Here is a 22,081-nt window from a genome sequence, read left to right as displayed (position 1 = left end):
TTACAGCGCGCCCTTCGTCGAGGGGAGGATGCCGGCCGCGCGCGGGTCGCGTTCGGAGGCGTAGCGCAGCGCCCTCGCCAGCGCCTTGAACTGGCACTCCACGATGTGGTGCGCGTTACGTCCGTACGGTACGTGCACGTGCAGGGCGACCTGCGCCTGGGCGACGAAGGACTCCAGGATGTGCCGGGTCATGGTGGTGTCGTACTCGCCGATCATCGGCGCCATGTTCTCCGGCTCGGTGTGCACGAGGTACGGGCGGCCGGACAGGTCGACCGTGACCTGGGCGAGCGACTCGTCCAGCGGCACCGTGCAGTTGCCGAAGCGGTAGATGCCGACCTTGTCGCCGAGGGCCTGCTTGAAGGCGGCGCCGAGGGCGAGAGCGGTGTCCTCGATGGTGTGGTGCGAGTCGATGTGCAGGTCGCCGTCGGTCTTCACGGTGAGGTCGAACAGACCGTGCCGGCCGAGCTGGTCGAGCATGTGGTCGTAGAAGCCGACGCCGGTGGCGATGTCGGTCTTGCCGGTGCCGTCGAGGTCGATCTCGACGAGGACCGAGGTCTCCTTGGTGGTGCGCTCCACGCGCCCTACGCGGGTCATGCGTCCAGCTCCTTCTTGACTTCACGTACCGCGTCGAGGAACGCGTCGTTCTCTTCGGGGGTTCCGGCGGACACCCGCAGGAAGCCGGGCACGCCGTTGTCCCGGACGAGGACTCCCCGGTCGAGGATCCGCTGCCACACCGCGTGCGGGTCCTCGAACCGCCCGAACTGCACGAAGTTGGCGTCCGACTCGGTGACCTCCAGGCCCGCCGCCCGCAGCTCGGCGACCAGCCGGTCCCGCTCCGCCTTCAGCTGCTCGACGTACTTCAGCAGCGTGTCGGTGTGCTCCAGGGCGGCCAGCGCGGTCGCCTGGGTGATCGCCGACAGGTGGTACGGCAGCCGGACCAGCTGGACGGCGTCCACCACCGCGGGGTGCGCGGCGAGGTAGCCGAGGCGCAGGCCGGCCGCGCCGAAGGCCTTCGACATGGTCCGGGAGACGACGAGATTCGGCCGACCTTCGAGCAGCGGCAGCAGCGAGGCGCCGTGGCTGAACTCGATGTAGGCCTCGTCCACGACGACCATCGAGGGTTTGGCGGCCTGGGCGGCCTCGTGGAGCGCGAGGACCGTCTCGGCCGGTACCGCGTTGCCCGTGGGGTTGTTGGGGGTGGTGATGAAGACGACGTCCGGCCGGTGCTCGGCGATGGCCGCCGCGGCCGCCTCGACGTCGAGGGTGAAGTCCGCGTTGCGGGGGCCGGAGATCCAGCGGGTGCCGGTGCCGCGCGAGATGAGCGAGTGCATCGAGTACGACGGCTCGAAGCCGATCGCGGTGCGGCCGGGTCCGCCGAAGGTCTGCAGCAGCTGCTGGATGACCTCGTTGGAGCCGTTGGCCGCCCACACGTTCTCGATGGTGAGCGGGTGGTGGCCGGTCTTCGTCAGGTACCTGGCCAGCTCGGTGCGCAGCTGCACCGCGTCCCGGTCGGGGTAGCGGTTCAGGTCCCGGGCGGCCTCGCGCACCCGCTCCGTGATCCGCTCGACCAGCGGCTCGGGCAGCGGGTAGGGGTTCTCGTTCGTGTTCAGCCGTACGGGGACGTCCAGCTGGGGCGCGCCGTAGGGGGACTTGCCGCGCAGCTCGTCCCGTACGGGGAGATCGTCGATGCCGAAGCTCACTGGCCCGTCGGTACCTTCCATCCGAACCTCGCCTTGATCGCCGCGCCGTGCGCGGGCAGGTCCTCCGCCTCCGCGAGCGTGACCACGTGGTGCGCGACCTCGGCCAGCGCGTCCCGCGTGTAGTCGACGATGTGGATGCCGCGCAGGAAGGACTGGACGGAGAGACCGGAGGAGTGGCAGGCGCAGCCGCCGGTGGGCAGCACGTGGTTGGAGCCGGCGGCGTAGTCGCCGAGGGAGACCGGCGCCCAGGGCCCGATGAAGATCGCGCCCGCGTTCCGCACCCGGTCGGCCACGGCGGCGGCGTCGGCCGTCTGGATCTCCAGGTGTTCGGCGCCGTACGCGTCGACGACCCGCAGGCCCTCGTCGACGCCGTCGACCAGGACGATCGCGGACTGCCGGCCCCCGAGTGCGGGCACGATCCGGTCGTCGACGTGCTTGGTCGCCGCGACCTGCGGCGCCAGCTCCTTCTCGACCGCGTCGGCCAGCTCCACGGAGTCGGTGACCAGCACCGCGGCCGCGAGCGGGTCGTGCTCGGCCTGGCTGATCAGGTCGGCGGCGACGTGCACCGGGTCGGCGGTGGCGTCCGCGAGGACGGCGATCTCGGTCGGTCCGGCCTCGGCGTCGATGCCGATCCTGCCGGTGAAGTAGCGCTTGGCGGCGGCCACCCAGATGTTGCCGGGGCCGGTGACCATGGTGGCGGGCGGGCAGGACTCGGTGCCGTACGCGAACATGGCGACGGCCGTGGCGCCGCCGGCCGCGTACACCTCGTCGACGCCGAGCAGGGCGCAGGCGGCGAGGATGGTCGGGTGCGGCAGGCCCCCGAACTCGGCCTGTGCGGGCGAGGCGAGCGCGATCGACTCGACGCCGGCCTCCTGCGCGGGCACCACGTTCATGATCACGGAGGAGGGGTACACGGAGCGTCCGCCGGGCGCGTACAGCCCGACCCGCTCGACCGGCACCCACTTCTCGGTGACCGAGCCGCCGGGCGCGACCTGCGTGGTGTGCGTCGCACGCCGCTGCTCGCGGTGGACGAGCCGGGCGCGCCGGATGGACTCCTCCAGGGCCGCGCGCACGGCCGGGTCGAGCTGCTCCAGCGCGTCCGTGAGCGCCTGGGCCGGGACCCGTACCGACTCCAGTCGTACGCCGTCGAACTTCTCGGCGAAGTCGATCAGCGCCGCGTCGCCCCGATGATGCACGGCCTCGCAGATCGGACGCACCTTCTCCAGGGCGGCCGAGACGTCGAAGTCGGCTCGGGGCAGCAGGTCGCGCAGAGCGAGGCCCTCGGGGAGGGCGTCGCCGCGCAGATCGATTCGGGAGATCACAGGCTCAATTCTCTCAGACGGCACTCGGAGCCCGTCCGCGCGTATCAATGGCTGATACAGAACGTGAGCCGGCGACCGCACCGACCGCGGCTCCGTGGCTTGATACCGGGCGCGGGGCGGCACCCTGCCCCTAGCCTGGCCGGCACCCGGAAGATCACCATCACCAACTGTGTTCGAGGGCTCACCCACCGGGCATCACCGGTTGTACCGAAACATGACCCGCGAGTAGTTGAGGAAGAAGGAAAAGCCGTGACCCAGGGGGACGGCGTCCGCGACGGGGATCTGCCGGACGATCTGACCGCGGCCGAGGCCGGTATGTGGCAGGCGTTCCGCAACGGCAGCGTGTACGACCTGAGCAGCGGCGACCTGCGCGTGGACGATCCGCACGGCGGCCACCCGTGGGGGCCCGAGCGGACCGTGCGGGCCCGGATCGTGTGCTGGCTGCTGCTCGACGGGCCGCCGGCGCTGGACGGCCGGGTCGCCTCGCTGAAGCTGGCCGGCGTCCGGATCACCGGAACCCTGGACCTGGCGGGCGGCACGGTCCTGCCGTACATGGAGCTGCGCGGCTGCCGGTTCGACGACGAGATCCTGCTGCCGGAGGCGCACTTCACGACGGCGCGGTTCGTCGACTGCGCGGCGCCTCGCCTGGAGGCGGCCCGGCTGCACACGGAGGGTGACCTGCATCTGCCGCGCTGCCGGTTCCTCGGCGGGGTCCGGCTGACCGACGCGCACATCGGCACCGATCTGCTGCTGAACCAGGCGGTGGTGTACCGGGACCGCAGCGGGCGGTCGATCGCGGCGGACGGCATGACCGTCGGCCAGGACCTGACGGCGGAGCTCCTGGAGACGCACGGGGAGCTGAGCCTGCGCAGTGCCAAGGTGGGCGTCTCGCTGAGCCTGCGCGGGGCGCGGCTGCGCAACCCCGATGGGCGGTTCGCGCTGAACGCGCCCCAGCTGACCGTCGGCCGGACGCTCTACCTGACCCCGGCCGGGGTGGGCGGCCCCTGGCAGAGCGGGACGACCCCGGCGCGCGGTACGCGGATCCAGCGGTTCGAGTGCCAGGGCGGGGTCCGCCTCGACGACGGGCGGTTCGGGGACGCGGTGGACCTGGAGCGGGCGCGGCTGACCTTCACGGACGACCAGGAGCTGTCGCTGCGCCGGGTGCAGGCGCCGGAGCTGCGGTTCCTCGGGGAGGAGCCGCAGCGCGGCCGGGTGGTGCTGTCCGGCGCCCGGGTCGTCAACCTGGTGGACCGGGCGACCAGCTGGCCGGGGCCCGGTCGGCTGCACATGGGCGGCTTCGGCTACGAGAACCTGGTGCCGCAGGGCCCGTTCCCGCTGACCCGGCGCCTGGAGTGGGTGGCGGCGGCGACCGCCGAGTACAACCCGGAGCCGTACGAGCGCCTCGCGGCCGTGCTGCGGGCGGCCGGCGAGGACGAGGACGCGCGCGAGGTGCTGCTCGCCAAGCAGCGGCGGCGCCGCGAGACGCTGCCGCCGGCCGCCAAGCTCTGGGGGTTCGCGCAGGACCTGACGGTGGCCTACGGCTACCGGCCGGGCCGGGCGGCGGTGTGGATGGCGGTGCTGTGGGCGGCGGGCACGCTGGCGTTCGCGCACGCCCCGCATCCGCCGATGAACTCGGGCGGCCACCCGGCCTGGGACCCGGCGCTGTTCGTCCTGGACCTGCTGCTGCCGGTGATCGACCTGGGCCAGGTCGGCCAGTGGCGGCTCACGGGGGGCTGGCAGTGGGCGGCGGCGGTGATGATCCTGCTGGGCTGGATCCTGGCCACGACCGTGGCGGCGGGGGCGACGCGGCTGCTGAGGCGGGGGTGACAGCTGGTGCCTGCCGGGGCAGCCGAGGTGAGTGTCACTTACAGGTACCGAACAGGTGAGCAACAGTCACCTTTTACCGCTCCTTGACCGGCGACCGTACAACTTTCGTGGAGTTGGCCATACCGTCTGGCGCTGCCCCGACCTGCGGACTTTCAATGGTCAACGCCATGGCTTCGCTGCGCGCGCTCTTCCGTTCCGGACGGAGGGCAACGAACGCACCGCCTCTCGCCGCCGGACCGCTCCCGGCCGACGACGAGGTGTTCCTCGACGCGCCCGACGACCGGCTCGCCCCCGCGCTGGTCGCGGCCGGCCGAGGCGAGCACGAGACGGCGGCGACACTGCTGGCCGGCACCCGGCACGCGGCCGAGTGGGAGGCACGCGACCGGTACGTGCGCCGGCTCGCGCTCTTCGCCCGCTCCCGCGCCGAGTGGCTCGGCCAGTGGGCCGCGGCCGCCCCGCACGACCCGGACCTGCTGCTGCTCCAGGCCCAGCTCGGGGTGGACCAGGCCTGGGACTCGCCCGCCCGCGCGGAGCTCCTGCGCCCGCTCAGCCCGCTGATCACGGCGGCCGCGCGCGGCGACGACCGGGACCCGGTGCCGTGGCGGATCGCCCTCGACCACGCCCGCGGCACGAACGCGGGCCACCGCTACTTCGAGGAGCTCTGGGAGGCGGCGGTCCGCCGCGCCCCGCACCACTACGGCTGCCATGTGGCGGCGCTGCGCTACCTGGGCACGTACTGGCACGGCTCGCACCGCGAGTGCTTCGACTTCGCCGACCTGGCCGCCCAGGACGCCCCGGCCGACTCCCTCGTCCAGGCCCTCCCCGCCCGCGCCGCCTTCGCCTACCTCACCGACGGCTGCGGACCCGAGGTGCCGCGGACCCGCCTGGACGCGGCGGCCGACCGGGCGATCGCGCTCTCCGCGCGGTTCCCGGCAGCCGACACCTGGCCTGCCGAGATCCGCAACAAGCTGATGTACCTGCTGGTCCGCCTGGAACGCTGGGAAGCCGCCCGCGCCCAGCTGGACCTGATCGGCCCGTACGTCACGTCCTTCCCCTGGGGGCGGCTCTCCGACGACCCGCTGGGCCATTTCGTACGCCTGCGCGCCCACCTGCTGGCCGGTAAGGAACCGCCCCCCGAGGCCGTGCTGATCCCCTCGCCGAGGGCCGCGGGGCGCCCACGGGCCGAGCACGGCGGACATGTTCCCGCCGATGACCACTAGGCTGTGGCGCCGTGACCACCGTCCGTCTCCCCCTCTTCCCGCTGAACTCGGTACTGTTCCCGGGGCTCGTGCTGCCGCTGAACGTCTTCGAGGAGCGCTACCGCGCCATGATGCGCGACCTGCTGAAGACGCCCGAGGAAGAACCACGCCGGTTCGCCGTCGTGGCGATCCGCGACGGCCACGAGGTGGCGCCGAGCGCGCCCGGCATGCCGGACCCGACGGCGCAGCCCGACCGGGGCCCGGCGGCCGGCTTCGGGCCCGACCCCCTCAAGTCCTTGCACCGGGTGGGCTGCGTGGCGGACGCGGCGACGATCCGGGAGCGGGCGAACGGCACGTTCGAGGTGCTGGCCACGGGGACGAACCGGGTGCGGCTGCTCTCCGTCGACACGTCGGGGCCGTTCCTGACGGCCGAGCTGGAGGAGCTCACGGAGGACCAGGGCGACGAGGCCGGGGCGCTGGCCGAGGGCGTGCTGCGGGCCTTCCGCCAGTACCAGAAGCGTCTGGCGGGCGCCCGAGAACGCTCCCTGGCCACGGGTGTCGACCTCCCCGACGAGCCGTCGGTCGTCTCCTACCTGGTCGCCGCCGCGATGATGCACGACACCCCGACCAAGCAGCGCCTGCTCCAGGCCCCCGACACGGCGTCCCGCCTCCGCGACGAGCTGAAACTCCTTCGCGCCGAGACGGCGATCATCCGTAACCTGCCGTCACTGCCCGCGGCGGAGCTGACGCGGGCGCCGACGAGCCTGAACTGACCCGGGGTCTTCCTGAATGCCGAAGAAATCGAAGAAACAGCAGTCCGGCGGCAGTGGCGGAACCCCGGCGACGGTGGCCCTGACCGCCGCGGGCGTGGACTTCACGATCCACTCCTACGACCACGACCCCGCCCACCCGTCCTACGGCGAGGAGGCGGCGGAGGCGATGGGCGTGTCCCCCGACCGTGTCTTCAAGACCCTGGTCGCGGACGTCGACGGCGCGCTCACGGTCGCGGTCGTGCCGGTGGCCGGCAGCCTGGACCTCAAGGCCCTGGCCACGGCGGTCGGCGGCAAGCGGGCGGCGATGGCCGACCCGGTCCTGGCCGAGCGCACGACGGGCTACGTCCGCGGCGGCATCTCCCCGCTGGGCCAGCGCAGGCAACTCCCCACGGTCCTGGACGCCTCCGCCTCGGCCCACGCCACGATCTGCGTCTCGGCGGGCCGCCGGGGCCTGGAGGTGGAACTCGCCCCGACCGCCCTCGCGAGTCTGACGAACGCGACCCTGGCCCCGATCGGACGTGCGTGACCCCTCGACGAAGTCTCCGCGCCGGGTTAAGTACGGAAGACATGTCGAAGAAGACACGGAAAAGGAAGTGGCGCCTCAGGAAGGCCCGCTCGAACCACGGTCGCCGTCCGGCATAGCCACTCGGGGGCGCGGGACACAGAGCCTCAGGGGTTCCCCGCGCCCCTGCCTCCGCCACCGCAGCCCCGGCTTGCCGGCCTTCTCAGCCCGTCCGGCGTCTGAGGACGAGGCCGTTCAGGCCGAAGCGGGGGTTCGGGGGCGGCAGTCCCCGAGACGGGCGGTCGAAGGGGGCCCACCCCCCTGGAGGGACGGGACGGGACGGGTAGGGGCGGCGGGGGCGCACGAACTACGCCGGTGGAGCGGCGTACGGGCCGTCCTCGTAGGGGGGCTCCGGGTCCCGGGGACCGAACAGCGCCGTCAGCCCGAGGTGCACCACCAGCGCCGACAACGACCACGCCAGCAACGCCCCCTTCGCCCCGAGCTTCAGCGGCGCCGAGAACGTCACCCCCTTACCCACGGCCCGCGCGTGCGCGATCACGTCCGACTCCGGCCCCAGCCACATCCCGAGCCGCCAGGCCAGCACCGACGCCAGCAGCCCGCCGACCCCCAGCGCCACCACCAGCGGCACGCCCCCGCGCCGCCGCCACAGAAACACCACCGCCGCGCTCACCACTCCGAACGCCAGCGCCAGCAGCGTGAACGTTCCGTCCACCCCGGCCGCCTGCTCCCCCTCGCTGTCCTTGAGGTAGACCGCCCAGTTCTTGCCGGACTGCTCCCCCACCAGCGGCACATGCGGCGCCAGCCACAACCACAGCAGCCCGAGCAGCACCCCGCTCACCGCCACCGCGACGGCGATCACGGCGCCTTCCCGCAGCTCGGTCTTCATCCCTGGACCGTCCTGTCCGTACTCCCCCGCGGCCTCCCCGGCAGGCGGCGGAGCCTGCCAGGCCTGGTGCGGGGACTGGTCGTGCGGCGGCGGAGGCGGCGTCAACGGTGCGGTCACGTTGCCATCGTGCCAGGTCGGCCTGTGGGGCGCGTCACCGGACGGCGGCCCTGCGATACGCCCAGGTGGCGACGGCCAGCGAGACGACACCCACCCCGGCGCACACCCCCAGGTCAGCGAGGACGACGGCCCAGTCCGGCCGCGCCCCGAAGGTCCGGGCATAGGCCTCGACGCCGTACGTCGACGGCAGCAGGTCGCGCGCGAACTGGATGATCCCCGGCATCCGGTCCGGCGGCAGCACGCCGAGCAGCAGCGCCGCCGACATGCCCAGCTGCCCCAGCAGGGTGGCGAGTTCGGGACGGGGCGCCAGCAGTCCGCAGGCCGCGCCCAGCCCCGCCAGGGCTGCCCCGGCGAGCGGGATCACCGCGACGAGGATCCACAGGTTCCCGAGCGGCAGCCCGAACAGCACGCACCCGAAGACGGCCGTGACCAGCGTCCCCGGCACGGTGAAGGAGGCGTACGCCGCGGCCGCCCCGAGCACCACCGAGGCTGGTGGCACGGGCAGCGTGGCGTAGTGGTCGAGCCCGCCGCTCGCCCGCAGCTGCCCGAAGTACTGCGCGAGCAGGTTCAGCGCCACGTAGGCGACGACGACGACCGACGAGCCCGCCACCACGGACTGGGCCTCGCCCCGCGAGTCCACCACCCCGCGCATCATGACCATGATGCCGACGGACTGGAAGGTCGCGACGAACAGCAGCGGGATCCGCGCCACCCGGGCCCGGGACAGCTGCGCGCGGTAGACGGCCACCAGCGACGGCCACAGCCGCGCCCGCGGGCCCAGCTCGGCCACCGGACCGCCCGGCGCCGTCTCCTCCACGGCCAGGGCACCGCCCGGCAGAACCTCAGCGGGTACGACACTCACGTCGCGCTGCTCCCTTTCCGTGCGGCACCTGCGGCCCGTACCGCTGCCGCGTCTTTCCGTACGCGCCCGGCCGCCGTCCTGTTCATCCTCGCGCTCGCCGTCACGCCTTCACCAGCCCCTGCCGGGCGGCGCCGCCCAGCGCCAGGTAGACGTCCTCCAGGCTGGGGGTGGCGAGGGTGAAGTCGTCGAGTGCGGCGAAGGCGGCGCCGCCGGTCACCGTGGCGACGACGGCACGCGCCTCCTCGGGGGCGAGCCGCAGCGTCCAGCGCCGGCCGGACTCGACGGCGCGCTCCCGCAAGGCGGCCACCTCGGGGACCTCCAGTGGCGCTTGCTCCCGCCACACCAGCTCGACCCGCACCTCGCCGGCCACCCGCTCCTTGAGCCCGGCGGGGGTGTCGCAGGCGATGACCCGCCCCTGGTCGAGGACGGCGACCCGGTCGAGGACCGTCTCGGCCTCGATGACGTTGTGGGTGACGAGCACCACGGTGGCGCCCTGTTCGGCCCGCCGCCGGTCCACGGCGGCCCACACGGCCCGCCGGGCCACGGGGTCCATCCCGGTCGTCGGTTCGTCGAGCACGAGCAGCGGCCGCTCCCCGACCAGCGCGGCGGCGAAGCAGGCGAGCCGCCGCTGTCCGCCGGAGAGCTTCTTGAGCGCCCGTCCTGCGATCGGCGTCAGGCCCAGCTCCTCGAGGACGGCGTCACGCTCGCGCCGCGCCTCGCGCACGTCCAGTCCGCGCAGCCGGCCGGTGGTCTCGGCCGCGAGGGACACGGTCAGCTCGTCTAGGGCGCTGGATTCCTGCCCGAGGTAGGCGAGGATCCGCGCGGCCCGCTCCGGGTGCCGCACGATGTCGTGCCCGAGGATCTCGACACTGCCCGCGTCGGGCCGCAGCAGCCCGGTGAGCTGCCGTACGAGCGTCGACTTGCCGGCCCCGTTCGGCCCGAGCAGCCCGAAGACCTCCCCGCGCCGGACGTCGAGCTCCACCCCGTCGGTGGCCCGCACCTCGGGCACGGCGGCGGCACCACGCCGCCCTTTGACCGCGCCGTAGGTCTTGGTCAGCCCACGCACGGCGCACACGACATCACCCTGCCGCCGAAGTGCCCGACCCACGCCCGTACTCACAAGGAACGAGGGTACGGGGTCGCCCCCGTTTACTCGCCTTTGGGGCGCCCGGCTTCCCGGCTCCGTAAGGGCAGCGCCCCGAAGGGGCGCCGGGGGTCCCCCCCGGCCGAAGACTGGGGGAGGAACTGCGCGACGAGCCCCCACCCGCGCGCACCCGACATGACGTCCGCAGCCCCGTTACTCACTCCGCCGACGCATGCTCCCCGGCGCCCGCCGGCACGTCGAACTCTCTCCAGAACCCCGCCCGAATGGCGTACCGGTCGTGCTCGTCGATCTGGTCGTCCTTGTGTGCCAGCAACCCGAACCGCGCCGCGTACCGCAGCAGCTCCCCGTCGATGCGGTGCGGAATCCGCGGATACATTCCCGACAGCTTGTGCAGGTGGCTCTGGTCCCCGAGGCGTGACATCCACCGCCGGGCGAACACCTGCCCGACCTCGTACGGATCCCCGCCGACGGTCGTGATGTCCTCCTCCCGGTCGGCCCACCGCTGCTCCGCCGTGGTCAGCTGCGCCAGCGTCGGCATGGAGGCCGCCTCCGCCGGCTCCGCCGCCACCCCGGGCCGGTCCACCCATCCCTTGTCGGAGGACCACCGCAGGGTGGCCGTGGTCGCCGGATGCTGGACCGGCTGCGCGCCCGGCGCGCGCAGGGCGGCGAGGTCCTTGGGCGTCGGCACCCCCTTGGGCGCCGGCACCCGCTCCTGCGCCCCGTTCTCCACCGCGCGCGCCGCGGGCGCCCGCTCCGTGTCCTCGGTCCCCGGCTCGGGGGCCGCCGCCAGCGACGACTCGGGCAGCGGCGCCGAGAGGATCGCGGCGATCTCCGGCCGCGGCACGGGCGGTGGCGCGCAGACGGCGGTCAGCTCCTTGGCCCGGACCGCCTGGGTGATCCACGCCCGGTCCAGCACCCGCCGCTCGTCGGCCTCGGCGACCAGGTCCTCGGACTGGTTGTAGTCGCCGTCGGCGGCCTGCACGGCCCACAGGTGCACGGCGACCCCGTGCTCCTTGGCGGCCATCATGCCCGGCAGCAGGTCCCCGTCGCCGGTCACGAGGACGACGTCGGAGCAGGCCCTGTTCCTGGCCAGCTCGGTCAGCTCCGCGTGCATGGCCGCGTCCACGCCCTTCTGCGCCCAGCGCCCGTCGCTGCGGGTCAGCGCGCCGAGCCGGACGGTCACCCGGGGCATCACGCGCAGCCTGCGGTGTTCCGGCTGGGGGACGCGGTCGGGGGCGCCGTCGAACCAGTAGATGCGCAGCAGTGGACGCTCGGTGTCGGACTCCGCGCGATCGCGCAGCGCCTGGATCAGCGCGGCGTGGTCGACGGTGATGCGGGATCGGGAGGGCTCACCGGCGAGGAGACTGGCGGCGGCACCCAGCAGATACCCGGCGTCCACCAGGACGATGCAGCGGTCCACGCGACTCACCCTCTTTCCGGGAGGTTTGCTTTCGGGGCTTCCTTCGAGTCTGCCCGACCACGCGGGGGTTAACGGCCCGAACTCGATCTTCGGCGTGGCGTTTCGGGCCCTTGCTCTCCGACAAGCCCTGTTACATACGGTAATTATCCGAAATGCGTCTGTTGTCAGCCTATGTGAATCTGAATTCGGCCCCTAGATCCCCCACAGGAGGCAGATCACCATGGCCAAGAACAAGAACCGCAAGGGTGGCTCCCAGAACCGCACCCCGCACAGCGAGCAGACCCACGAGCAGCACGGGCAGCGTACGTCGGCCGAGTCCCAGGACTCGCCGGTGTCGCACATCCAGGGCAGCCCGGCGGACGTCGCCCGCAGGAAGCAGAAGAGCTTCGGCCACAACTGAGCGACCGACCAGGTCCCCCGGGCTGTTGAAGCCCGGCACGCAGGAGGGGCGCACCCGTTTCGGGTGCGCCCCTTCCGCGTGCGTACCGGCCGGCGGCCGGGAGCCGGGGCCTATCCGGCCAGGCAGGACGGGCCGAGCAGCACCTTGAGGTCGCCGAAGAGCGCCGGGTCCGGCTTCACCCGGTGCCGGTCGAGGCGGAGGACGGTGGTCTTGGTCGGGCCCTGGAGCTTGATCCTGACCTCGCTGTCGCCCTTGTGGTGACTGAGGATCTCGCCGAGGCGGCTGACCATCGGCGGGGTGACCCGGGTGGCCGGGATGGTGAGGATCACGGGCGCGTTGGTGCCGGCGTTGGAGAGGTCCGGGACGGTCAGCTCCATTCCCACCAGCCGGGGCACGTCCTCGCGCTTGTCGAGGCGGCCCTTCACGAACACCACCGCGTCCTCGACGAGTTGGGTCGAGATGAGCTGGTAGCTCGCCGGGAAGAACATGCACTCGATGGAGCCCGCGAGGTCCTCCACGGTGGCGATCGCCCAGGCGTTGCCCTGCTTGGTCATCTTGCGCTGCAGGCCGGAGATGATCCCGCCGATGGTGACCACCGCGCCGTCCGCGTGCTCACCGCCGGTGAGCTGGGCGATACCCGCGTCGGCCTTGTCCGAGAGCACGTGCTCCAGGCCGAAGAGCGGGTGGTCGGAGACGTACAGACCGAGCATCTCCCGCTCCTGGGCGAGCAGATAGGTCTTGTCCCACTCCTCGGTGGTGAACTCGACGTCCAGACCGAAGCCGGGCTCGCTGCTCTCCTCCTCGCCCATCCCGCCGAAGAGATCGAACTGGCCCTCGGCCTCCTTGCGCTTGACCGCGACCACGTTGTCGATCATCGAGTCGAAGTGCGCGGTGAGGCCCTTGCGGGTGTGCCCCAGGGAGTCGAAGGCGCCCGCCTTGATCAGTGACTCGGTGGTGCGCTTGTTGCAGGCGACCGCCTCGACCTTGTCGAGGTAGTCGGGGAAGGAGTTGTACTTGCCCTTGGCCTTGCGGCTCCTGATGATCGACTCGACCACGTTGGTGCCGACGTTGCGGACGGCCTCGAGGCCGAAGAGGATCACGTCGTCGCCCTGGGCGGCGAAGTTGTGCACCGACTCGTTGACGTTCGGCGGCAGCACCTTGATGCCCATGCGCCGGCACTCGTTGAGGTAGACGGCCGACTTGTCCTTGTCGTCCTTGACCGAGGTGAGCAGTCCGGCCATGTACTCGGCGGGGTGGTTCGCCTTGAGGTAGGCGGTCCAGTACGAGACCAGGCCGTACGCGGCGGAGTGCGCCTTGTTGAAGGCGTAGCCGGCGAACGGGACCAGCACGTCCCACAGGGCCTGGATCGCCTCGTCGCTGTAGCCGTTCTTCCGGGCACCGGCCTGGAAGATGGTGAAGTTCTTGGCCAGTTCGTCGGGCTTCTTCTTGCCCATCACGCGCCGGAGGATGTCGGCCTCGCCGAGCGAGTAGCCGGCGATGATCTGCGCGGCCTTCTGCACCTGCTCCTGGTAGACGATCAGGCCGTAGGTGACGGCCAGGACCTCTTCCAGGGGTTCCTCCAGCTCCTTGTGGATCGGGGTGATCTCCTGGAGCTTGTTCTTGCGCAGCGCGTAGTTGGTGTGCGAGTCCATGCCCATCGGGCCGGGACGGTAGAGCGCCGACACGGCGGAGATGTCTTCGAAGTTGTCGGGCTTCATCAGGCGCAGCAGGGAGCGCATGGGGCCGCCGTCGAACTGGAAGACGCCCAGGGTGTCGCCGCGCTGGAGGAGTTCGAAGGTCTTCGGGTCGTCGAGCGGCAGGGACAGCAGGTCGAGGTCGATGCCCTTGTTGGACTTCACCATCTTGACGGCGTCGTCCATGATCGTCAGGTTGCGCAGGCCGAGGAAGTCCATCTTCAGCAGGCCGAGCGACTCGCACTGCGGGTAGTCCCACTGCGTGATGGTCACGCCGTCCGTGTGCCGCACCCAGATCGGGGCGTGGTCGACGATGGGCTCACTGGACATGATCACGCCGGCCGCGTGCACACCCATCTGCCGCACCAGGCCCTCGACGCCCTTGGCGGTGTCGATGACCTTCTTCACGTCCGGCTCGTTCTCGTACATCCCGCGGATCTCGCCGGCCTCGTTGTACCGCGGGTGCGAGGGGTTGGTGATGCCGTCGAGGTCGATGCCCTTGCCGAGGACGTCGGCGGGCATCGCCTTGGTGAGGCGGTCGCCCATCGCGTACGGGTAGCCCAGCACGCGCGCGGAGTCCTTGATGGCGTTCTTCGCCTTGATCTTGCCGTAGGTGCCGATCATGGCGACCTTGTCGGCGCCGTACTTCTCGGTCACGTACCTGATCACCTCGACGCGCCGGCGCTCGTCGAAGTCGATGTCGACGTCGGGCATGGAGACGCGCTCGGGGTTGAGGAACCGCTCGAAGATCAGGCCGTGCGGGATCGGGTCCAGGTCGGTGATGCCCATGGCGTAGGCGACGATCGAGCCGGCCGCGGAGCCTCGGCCGGGGCCGACCGCGATGCCGTTGTTCTTCGCCCACATGATGAAGTCGGCGACCACGAGGAAGTAGCCGGGGAACCCCATCTGGATGATGACGTCCATCTCGTAGTCGGCCTGCTTCTGGCGGTCCTCGGGGATGCCGCCCGGGAAGCGGCGCTCCATGCCCCGGCGGACCTCCTCCTTGAACCAGGTGACCTCGGTGTAGCCCTCGGGGATGTCGAACCTCGGCATGAGGTCGCGCTTCTCGAACATGCCGGTGGTGTCGACCATCTCGGCGATCAGGAGGGTGTTGGCGCAGCCCTCCTGCCAGGCGTCCGAGGAGTCGATGGCGTACATCTCGTCCGTGGACTTCAGGTAGTAGCCGGTGCCGTCGAACTTGAAGCGGTCGGGGTCGGAGAGGTTCTTGCCGGTCTGGATGCACAGCAGGGCGTCGTGGGCGGCCGCCTCGTGCGCGTACGTGTAGTGCGAGTCGTTCGTCACCAGCGGCGGGATGCCGAGCTTCTTGCCGATCTCCAGGAGGCCGTCGCGGACCCGGTGCTCGATCTCGATGCCGTGGTCCATCAGCTCCAGGAAGTAGCGGTCCTTGCCGAAGATGTCCTGGTAGTCGGCGGCCGCCTTCAGCGCCTCGTCGTACTGCCCGAGGCGCAGCCGGGTCTGGAGTTCGCCGGAGGGGCAGCCGGTGGAGGCCACGATCCCCTCCGACCACTGGGCGATGGTCTCCTTGTCCATCCGGGGCCACTTCTGCAGCCAGCCCTCGGCGTACGCGTCCGAGGAGAGCCGGAAGAGGTTGTGCAGCCCCGTGTTGTTCACGGCCCACATCGTCTTGTGGGTGTAACCGCCGGAACCGGAGACGTCGTCCCGCTTCTGGTGCGGCTGGCCCCACTGGATCTTGCGCTTGTTGCGCCGGGACTCGGGGGCGACGTACGCCTCGATGCCGATGATCGGGGTGACCCCGGCCTTCTTCGCGGAGTGGAAGAAGTCGTACGCCCCGTGCAGGTTGCCGTGGTCGGACATGGCGATGTGCGTCATGCCCATCTCGTTGCAGGCGTTGAACATGTCCTTGAGCCGCGCGGCACCGTCCAGCAGCGAGTACTGGGTGTGGACGTGCAGGTGCGTGAAGGGCGGCTTTGACACGGTTTCGGCCTCCGAAGGAAAACGGGCGTCGACGATCTTCCGACCGGCTGCGGGCAGTCTGGTGGGACAGCGGAATCCTATGCCTCGGCACTGACACCTGGCGGGCTGCCCCGCGTACCTTCATGCCGGGAAAGCGGGCACTCCCGGGGACCTTCGCACGTTGGTCCGGGCGAGAGATCCGCGCCACATGTCAGGCACCACACGCACCAGGAGGCACCCAGCGATGTCGGTCCCCCAGCTCAACGGCGAGCAGCGCGGCGAGGAGATCCTCGCCGTCTTCGACACCGCCTTCGGCGAGCTCCTGGCCGCCGACCCGGCCGCGTTCCGCGTGAAGTTCCGGAAGATGGCGGCCTCGGCCTTCGCCTTCTACCGGGGCACGGCCGCGCTCTTCTACCACGACCTGGACGCCGGGACCGCAGGGCGGGGCGACGGGAGGACGTCCGCACCGGGCGGCGGGCGCATATACACCGGGCCGTACCTGGACGAGCGCACCTCGCGCGTGTGGATCCACGGCGACCTGCACGCGGAGAACTTCGGCACGTACATGGACTCCAACGGCCGCCTGGTCTTCAACGTCAACGACTTCGACGAGGCCTACGTCGGCCCGTTCACCTGGGACCTGAAGCGCTTCGCCGCCTCCATCGCGCTGATCGGGTACGCGAAGGCGCTCAGCGACGAGCAGATCACCGAGCTGGTCGAGGTGTACGCGGAGGCGTACCGCGAGCGCATCCACGCGCTGGCGACGGGGGCCAAGAGCGACGAGGTGCCGCCGTTCACCCTGGACACCGCCGAGGGCCCGCTGCTCGGCGCGCTGCGCGCGGCCCGGTCGCTGACCCGTTTCGAGCTGCTGGACTCGATGACGGAGATCCGCGACTGGGAGCGCCGCTTCGCCTCCGGCGGCGGCTCCATCGAGCTGGACGCGGCCACCCGCTACAAGGTCCTCGCCGCCTTCGACGGCTATCTGGAGACCCTCCCCGAGTCGTCCCTCTCCCGCCCGGACTCCTACCGCGTGAAGGACGTCGTGGGCCGCCGCGGGATCGGCATCGGCTCGGCCGGCCTGCCGTCGTACAACATCCTCCTGGAGGGCGCCACGGACGCCCTGGAGAACGACGTGGTGATCTACATCAAGCAGGCTCAGACCCCGGCCGTCTCCCGGCACGTCACGGACCCGGTGATCCGGGACTACTTCCAGCACGAGGGCCACCGCACGGTCATCTCGCAGCGCGCCCTGCAGGCGCACGCCGACCCGTGGCTGGGCTGGACCGAGCTGGACGGCGCGGGTCAGCTGGTCGCCGAGGTGTCGCCGTACGCGGTGGACCTGGACTGGAGCGACATCGACGACCCGGAGGAGATCGCGGCGGTGGTCGCGGACCTCGGCCGGGCCACGGCGTCGATGCACTCGGCGGCCGACGACACCTCCGGCGAGTCCCTGGTGCCGTTCTCCACCGAGCGGGCGATCGACGCGGCGATCGCCGCCGACGAGGACGGTTTCGCCGGTCTGCTCACCGAGTTCGCGCACAGCTACGGCGCACGCGCGCGCGCCGACCACCAGATCTTCGTCGACCTGTTCCGCAACGGCCGCATTCCAGGCCTGTAACCTTCGCCGATTCTCAGGGCCCTTTTAGGGGTCCCTTACATGAGTACGTGACAGACTCTCCACCGCTATGGACATATCCGGGACCCAGCTCAGAGCCGTGCGCGCGGCGCTGTTCACGGCCTTCGTCGTGACGCTCAGCACCGCGTCGCACGTGCTGCTGTCCCGGGCGCCGCTGCCGTTCACGACGGTGGCCGCGGTCGCCGCCGGCGTGTTCGGCACGGCGTACGCGCTGGCGGGCCGCGAGCGTGGCTTCGGCCGGATCGCGGCCCTGCTGGTCCCGCTGGAGCTGGCCGCCGACACGGTCTTCACCACCGGTCAGCACGCCTGTTACGGCCGGGCGGGCGGCCCGGTCGCCGGCCCGCTGCGCGCCGTCGGTTTCGACGTGCTGTGCCACGGCGGCACGGTCGGTACCCCGCTGGCCCGGATGACCGGCGGATCCCGCACCGCCGCGGCCCTCACGCAGGCCGACCCGGCCGCAGCCTGGCTGCTGCTCGCCGCGCACGTCGGCGTCGGCCTGCTGGCCGCCGCCTGGCTGCGCCGCGGCGAGCGCGCCCTGACCCAGCTGCTGCGCGCCGTCGCCGCCACCACCTTCCGCCCGCTGCTCCTCGCGGCCGCCGCGGGCACCGCCCGGCCGGCCCCGGTACGACGGCTGCCCCGCCCGGCGCCCCGTCCGGCCGCCGTCCGCGACCTGCTCCTCGCGCACTCCCTGGGACGGCGCGGACCACCGTGCTCCGGGGCGCTCGCCCTGCCCTTCGCCTGAGCGCCCCGCCCGCCCGAGCACGCCCCTCGTCCGAGTACTGCGAGTACTCCGAGCACTCCGAGCACTCCGAGCACGACGAGTCCCCCACACGTATCCCGCGTACGACATGTGCGCGTCCCCTATGGAGATCACCAACATGAGCAAGCGGAACAGCGCAGCTGCCAAGAACGCGGCCCGGGAACGGCTGCGCGCCGAGCGCGAGAAGCAGGCCAAGCGCGCCAAGGTCAGGCGGCAGGTCATCGTGGCCTGCTCGGTCGTGGCCGTGCTGGCCGCGGCGGGCGGCATAGGTTACGCCGTCGTCCAGGCCAACAAGCCCAGCCACTGGGAGGCCGTGAAGGACGAGAAGGTCGTCGCCCCGGCCAACACGACGGGCACCGACGGCACCACCGTCGTCATCGGCAAGTCCACCGCCAAGAAGACCCTCAAGGTCTACGAGGACCCGCGCTGCCCGGTGTGCGCCCAGTTCGAGCAGACCGTCGGTGCCACCTTCAAGAAGGACATCGACGACGGCGAGTTCAAGTTCCAGTACGTCGGCGCCACGTTCATCGACAACAAGGACAACGGCGAGGGCTCCAAGAACGCGCTGAGCGCACTGGGTGCGGCGCTGAACGTCAGCGACCAGGCCTTCCTCGACTACAAGACCGCGCTGTACTCGACGAAGTGGCACCCGGACGAGACGACCGACAAGTTCAAGGACGACAGCTACCTCATCAAGGTCGCCCAGACCGTGCCCGCGCTGAAGGACAACGCGAAGTTCCAGGACGCGGTCAAGAAGGGCACCTACGACGCCTGGGCGATGGCCATGTCGAAGCAGTTCGACGACAACAAGGACGGCGTGACCGGCACGCCTGGCTTCGTCATGGACGGCAAGCAGCTCAACGGCGGCTCCCCGCTCCTGACGGTGGCCGACTTCGAGAAGGTGGTGGGCGCGGCCCTCAAGGCCTGACCCGAAGACCGGCCGCGAGTCTCGGCCGCCGGCCACGAGAAGAAGAGCGGGCGAACTTCACCGGTTCGCCCGCTCCCGTTAATACCGGTCAGTAACCTGGTCCTTCATGACCAGTCGATTCAGAGCCGACGAGGGCTCCAACTCGCTTACCCCGCGCCGCCGTACGGTCGTCAAGGCCGCGGCGGCGACCGCTGTCCTGGCCGCACCGCTGGCCGCCGCGCTGCCGGCCCGGGCCGCCGAGGACGCGCCCGCCTTCCTGCACGGCGTCGCCTCCGGGGACCCGCTGCCCGACGGCATCCTGCTGTGGACGCGGGTGACGCCGACCGCCGACGCGACGCCGGGCTCCGGGACCGGCCCGGACACCGAGGTCAGCTGGGTGGTCGCCACCGACAAGGCGCTGACGAACGTCGTCTCCAAGGGCTCCACCACCGCGACCGCCGCCTCCGACCACACCGTCAAGGCGGACATCCGCGGCCTGGCTCCGGCCACCGACTACTGGTTCCGCTTCTCGGCCGGCCCCACGGACTCCCCGGTGGCCCGCACCCGCACCGCGCCCGCCACCGACGCCACCGTCTCCGGTCTGCGCTTCGGCGTGGTCTCCTGCGCCAACTGGGAGGCCGGCTACTTCGCCTCCTACCGGCACCTGGCCGCGCGGAGCGACCTCGACGCCTGGCTGCACCTCGGCGACTACATCTACGAGTACGGCACCGGCGAGTACGGCACCCGCGACACCGTGGTCCGGCAGCACGCGCCCACCCACGAGATCATCACGCTCGCCGACTACCGCATACGGCACGGCAAGTACAAGACCGACACCGACCTCCAGGCCCTGCACGCCAAGGCGCCGGTCATCGCCATCTGGGACGACCACGAGTTCGCCAACGACTCCTGGTCCGGCGGTGCCGAGAACCACACCGAGGGCGCCGAAGGCACCTGGACGGCCCGTCAGGCCGCCGCCAAGCAGGCCTACTTCGAGTGGATGCCGGTCCGCCCGGCCATCGCCGGCACCACCTACCGCCGGCTGCGCTTCGGCAAGCTCGCCGACCTCTCCCTCCTCGACCTGCGCTCCTTCCGCTCCCAGCAGGTGTCCACGGGCAGCGGCTCGGTCGACGACCCGGACCGCACCATCACCGGCCGCGCCCAGCTCGACTGGCTCAAGGCCGGTCTGAAGGCCTCCGACACCACCTGGCGGCTGGTCGGCAACTCGGTGATGATCTCGCCGTTCGCCATCGGCTCGCTCTCCGCCGACCTGTTCAAGCCGCTCGCCAAGCTGCTCGGCCTGCCCCAGGACGGCCTCGCCCTCAACACCGACCAGTGGGACGGCTACACCGACGACCGCCGCGAGCTGCTGGCCCACCTGCGCTCCAACGCGATCACCAACACGGTGTTCCTCACCGGCGACATCCACATGGCCTGGGCCAACGACGTGCCCGTGGACGCCGGGACCTACCCGCTGTCCGCCTCGGCCGCCACCGAGTTCGTGGTCACCTCGGTGACCTCCGACAACCTCGACGACATCCTCAAGGTCTCCCCCGGCGTCGTCTCCACCGTCGCCGCCCCGGTCATCCAGCTGGCCAACCGCCACGTGCACTGGGTCGACACCGACCGGCACGGCTACGGAATCCTGGACATCACGGCCGCGCGGGCGCAGATGGACTACTACGTCCTCTCCGACAAGACGAAGGCCGACGCCACCTCGTCCTGGGAGCGCTCGTACCGCACCCGCACGGGCACACAGAAGGTGGAGCGGACGTACGACCCGGTGTGACTCCGGCGGGAGACCACCCGCGAATAATAGATCGCTTGTTCGGTAACTCCGCGCTATGGTCGCCGAATTGACGGGTGATCACACCGACCGCCCGTCAGCAACCGATCATGATTGGAGACACATGGCCACCCCCCAGCGTGCCATGAAGAAGTCCGCCGTACTCATGGCCACCATGGCCCTCGCCGGACTCGCGACCATCACGCAGGTGCAGGAGGCGTCGGCGGCACCGGCATTCGTCAACCTGACCGTGCTGGACACCCACGGCGCTCCCATCTACTCCAAGCCCACCTCCTCGTCGACCCGGTACCGGGTAGACGCGTTCGAGACGGTCGAGCGGATACAGTGCTCGACCACCAAGACCCCCTCGGGCGAACGGTGGTTCCGGATCTACGACTCCCAGCCGACGGCCTGGGTGTGGTCCGGGCACTTCGCCTCGCTGGTGAACCCGCCGAAGGAGTGCTTCCCCGGCTGAGTGAGGCCTCGGGCACACCGCAACGACGGTGGACATGCCTGACGAACCGGCCCCGGCCACGCCTTCATGCGGACAAGCGGCCGGGGCCGGGGCCGGTCACAGCGTGTCGAGGAAGCCGAGGGCCACCCGCCAGGTGGCCTCGGCGGCCTCCTCGTCGTAGTCCGGCAGGCCGGGGTCGGTGTAGAGGTGACCGGCCCCCGGGTACCGGTAGATCTCCACGTCGGCACCGGCCCGGCCCATCTGCAGGTACCAGGCGCTCAGCCAGTCGTCCGTCTCGAAGGCGTCCGGCTCGGCCACGTGCAGCTGCACCGGCAGCTCGTCCACCGAGGCGCTGGGCGCGATGTCCGACGTGCCTTGCAGGAGCAGCAGCCCCCGCGCCCGCTCGTCGCCCAGCGCCAGCGTCTGCGCGATCGAGGCACCCAGCGAGAACCCCGCGTACACCAGCCCGCGCTCCGAGTACGGCGCCGCCGCCAGCACGGCCCGCTTCAGCAGCTCGTCCTTGCCGATCGACTCGTTGAACTCCATGCCCTCCTCGACCGTGTCGAACGTGCGCCCCTCGAAGAGGTCCGGCGTCCACACCTCGTGCCCGGCGGCACGCAGCCGGTCCGCGGCCTCGCGCACCGCAGGCCTGAGCCCGTAGGTCGAGTGAAAGAGCATGATGTTCATGAAGCCATGGTGCCAGCCCGCCGGGTGACGCCTGTCACCCCCTTCATGCCGATCGGTCATGTTCAGGATCCCGCCGAAGCGGTTACGT

19 protein-coding genes are annotated in these 22,081 nt (G+C 71.3%); 10 read left to right on the top strand and 9 right to left on the bottom strand.

The genetic code is table 11. The features are described from left to right. The 3 genes from hisB to hisD are packed head-to-tail and all read right to left on the bottom strand — an operon-like array spanning position 1 to position 3,022. Complete coding sequence (gene hisB, locus ACZ63F_RS11335) at positions 1–594, bottom strand: imidazoleglycerol-phosphate dehydratase HisB (RefSeq protein WP_028422551.1); 594 nt, start codon at positions 592–594, stop codon at positions 1–3. Beyond that, entirely contained in the window at positions 591–1,700 is a 1,110-nt protein-coding gene (locus tag ACZ63F_RS11330; protein ID WP_469710192.1) for a histidinol-phosphate transaminase, read from the bottom strand. The genes hisB and ACZ63F_RS11330 overlap by 4 nt, the downstream gene beginning before the upstream one ends. Beyond that, positions 1,697–3,022 (bottom strand): histidinol dehydrogenase, encoded by a 1,326-nt coding sequence (gene hisD / locus ACZ63F_RS11325; RefSeq protein WP_469710191.1) that lies wholly within the window; start codon positions 3,020–3,022, stop codon positions 1,697–1,699. The genes ACZ63F_RS11330 and hisD overlap by 4 nt, the downstream gene beginning before the upstream one ends. Positions 3,023–3,271: 249 nt before the next feature. Between hisD and ACZ63F_RS11320 the strand changes: the two genes are divergently transcribed. The 4 genes from ACZ63F_RS11320 (at position 3,272) to ybaK (ending at position 7,347) form a co-directional block, all read left to right on the top strand. Beyond that, positions 3,272–4,849, top strand: coding sequence for an oxidoreductase (locus ACZ63F_RS11320; protein WP_352355293.1), 1,578 nt, complete (start codon positions 3,272–3,274; stop codon positions 4,847–4,849). A gap of 155 nt (positions 4,850–5,004) precedes the next feature. Then, positions 5,005–6,069 carry a hypothetical protein gene (locus ACZ63F_RS11315; RefSeq protein WP_469710190.1) on the top strand — a complete coding sequence of 355 codons (1,065 nt, stop codon included), beginning with the start codon at positions 5,005–5,007 and terminating at the stop codon, positions 6,067–6,069. Positions 6,070–6,080: 11 nt separating this feature from the next. Continuing rightward, positions 6,081–6,821, top strand: coding sequence for an LON peptidase substrate-binding domain-containing protein (locus ACZ63F_RS11310; protein WP_469710189.1), 741 nt, complete (start codon positions 6,081–6,083; stop codon positions 6,819–6,821). Positions 6,822–6,837: 16 nt separating this feature from the next. Then, positions 6,838–7,347, top strand: coding sequence for a Cys-tRNA(Pro) deacylase (gene ybaK / locus ACZ63F_RS11305; RefSeq protein ID WP_469710188.1), 510 nt, complete (start codon positions 6,838–6,840; stop codon positions 7,345–7,347). 343 nt (positions 7,348–7,690) lie between these two features. Here ybaK and ACZ63F_RS11300 read toward each other — a convergent pair whose 3' ends face one another. The 4 genes from ACZ63F_RS11300 to ACZ63F_RS11285 all read right to left on the bottom strand — a co-directional run bounded on the left by ACZ63F_RS11300 (position 7,691) and on the right by ACZ63F_RS11285 (position 11,734). Then, positions 7,691–8,347 (bottom strand): AAA family ATPase, encoded by a 657-nt coding sequence (locus ACZ63F_RS11300; protein WP_469710187.1) that lies wholly within the window; start codon positions 8,345–8,347, stop codon positions 7,691–7,693. 34 nt (positions 8,348–8,381) lie between these two features. Beyond that, complete coding sequence (locus ACZ63F_RS11295; protein WP_469710186.1) at positions 8,382–9,209, bottom strand: ABC transporter permease; 828 nt, start codon at positions 9,207–9,209, stop codon at positions 8,382–8,384. 100 nt (positions 9,210–9,309) lie between these two features. Further along, a complete protein-coding gene (locus ACZ63F_RS11290) occupies positions 9,310–10,284 on the bottom strand; it encodes an ABC transporter ATP-binding protein (protein ID WP_469710185.1) in 975 nt (324 codons plus the stop codon). Positions 10,285–10,510: 226 nt separating this feature from the next. Then, entirely contained in the window at positions 10,511–11,734 is a 1,224-nt protein-coding gene (locus ACZ63F_RS11285) for an NYN domain-containing protein (protein ID WP_469710184.1), read from the bottom strand. 220 nt (positions 11,735–11,954) lie between these two features. On the opposite strand from ACZ63F_RS11285, the gene ACZ63F_RS11280 reads away from it, so the two are divergent. Further along, the gene (locus ACZ63F_RS11280) at positions 11,955–12,134 is read left to right on the top strand and encodes a hypothetical protein (protein ID WP_469710183.1); all 180 of its coding nucleotides are present in this window, start codon (positions 11,955–11,957) and stop codon (positions 12,132–12,134) included. 110 nt (positions 12,135–12,244) lie between these two features. On the opposite strand, the gene dnaE is transcribed toward ACZ63F_RS11280, so the two are convergent. Further along, the gene (dnaE, locus tag ACZ63F_RS11275; RefSeq protein ID WP_469710182.1) at positions 12,245–15,784 is read right to left on the bottom strand and encodes a DNA polymerase III subunit alpha; all 3,540 of its coding nucleotides are present in this window, start codon (positions 15,782–15,784) and stop codon (positions 12,245–12,247) included. Positions 15,785–16,007: 223 nt separating this feature from the next. Here dnaE and ACZ63F_RS11270 point away from each other — a divergent pair, with 223 nt between their 5' ends. The 5 genes from ACZ63F_RS11270 (at position 16,008) to ACZ63F_RS11250 (ending at position 21,327) form a co-directional block, all read left to right on the top strand. Further along, entirely contained in the window at positions 16,008–17,381 is a 1,374-nt protein-coding gene (locus ACZ63F_RS11270; RefSeq protein ID WP_469710181.1) for a DUF2252 domain-containing protein, read from the top strand. A 67-nt stretch (positions 17,382–17,448) separates the two neighbouring features. Continuing rightward, positions 17,449–18,141: a hypothetical protein gene (locus ACZ63F_RS11265; RefSeq protein ID WP_469710180.1), complete on the top strand. Its 693-nt coding sequence runs from the start codon at positions 17,449–17,451 to the stop codon at positions 18,139–18,141. Positions 18,142–18,277: 136 nt separating this feature from the next. Further along, entirely contained in the window at positions 18,278–19,087 is an 810-nt protein-coding gene (locus ACZ63F_RS11260; RefSeq protein WP_469710179.1) for a thioredoxin domain-containing protein, read from the top strand. Between the two features lie 106 nt (positions 19,088–19,193). Continuing rightward, on the top strand, positions 19,194–20,855 hold the full coding sequence (locus tag ACZ63F_RS11255; RefSeq protein WP_469710178.1) for an alkaline phosphatase D family protein: 1,662 nt from the start codon (positions 19,194–19,196) through the stop codon (positions 20,853–20,855). 121 nt (positions 20,856–20,976) lie between these two features. Further along, positions 20,977–21,327, top strand: coding sequence for a hypothetical protein (locus tag ACZ63F_RS11250; protein ID WP_351954462.1), 351 nt, complete (start codon positions 20,977–20,979; stop codon positions 21,325–21,327). Positions 21,328–21,423: 96 nt separating this feature from the next. On the opposite strand, the gene ACZ63F_RS11245 is transcribed toward ACZ63F_RS11250, so the two are convergent. Beyond that, entirely contained in the window at positions 21,424–21,993 is a 570-nt protein-coding gene (locus ACZ63F_RS11245) for a dienelactone hydrolase family protein (protein ID WP_469710177.1), read from the bottom strand. Between the last annotated feature and the right edge of the window lie 88 nt (positions 21,994–22,081).

The sequence above is a fragment of the Streptomyces sp. NPDC104761 genome, from assembly GCF_055583445.1.
The sequence above is the reverse complement of the archived record's forward strand: the minus strand, read 5'-3'. Positions and strand labels throughout refer to the sequence as shown.

Bases quoted from the DNA above. Each gene is read 5' to 3' on its own strand.
- hisB (WP_028422551.1), bottom strand. From the start codon at position 594: ATGACCCGCGTAGGGCGCGTGGAGCGCACCACCAAGGAGACCTCGGTC.
- ACZ63F_RS11315 (WP_469710190.1), top strand. From the start codon at position 5,005: ATGGTCAACGCCATGGCTTCGCTGCGCGCGCTCTTCCGTTCCGGACGG.
- ybaK (WP_469710188.1), top strand. From the start codon at position 6,838: ATGCCGAAGAAATCGAAGAAACAGCAGTCCGGCGGCAGTGGCGGAACC.
- ACZ63F_RS11280 (WP_469710183.1), top strand. From the start codon at position 11,955: ATGGCCAAGAACAAGAACCGCAAGGGTGGCTCCCAGAACCGCACCCCG.
- ACZ63F_RS11270 (WP_469710181.1), top strand. From the start codon at position 16,008: ATGTCGGTCCCCCAGCTCAACGGCGAGCAGCGCGGCGAGGAGATCCTC.
- ACZ63F_RS11265 (WP_469710180.1), top strand. From the start codon at position 17,449: ATGGACATATCCGGGACCCAGCTCAGAGCCGTGCGCGCGGCGCTGTTC.
- ACZ63F_RS11260 (WP_469710179.1), top strand. From the start codon at position 18,278: ATGAGCAAGCGGAACAGCGCAGCTGCCAAGAACGCGGCCCGGGAACGG.
- ACZ63F_RS11255 (WP_469710178.1), top strand. From the start codon at position 19,194: ATGACCAGTCGATTCAGAGCCGACGAGGGCTCCAACTCGCTTACCCCG.
- ACZ63F_RS11250 (WP_351954462.1), top strand. From the start codon at position 20,977: ATGGCCACCCCCCAGCGTGCCATGAAGAAGTCCGCCGTACTCATGGCC.
- ACZ63F_RS11245 (WP_469710177.1), bottom strand. From the start codon at position 21,993: ATGAACATCATGCTCTTTCACTCGACCTACGGGCTCAGGCCTGCGGTG.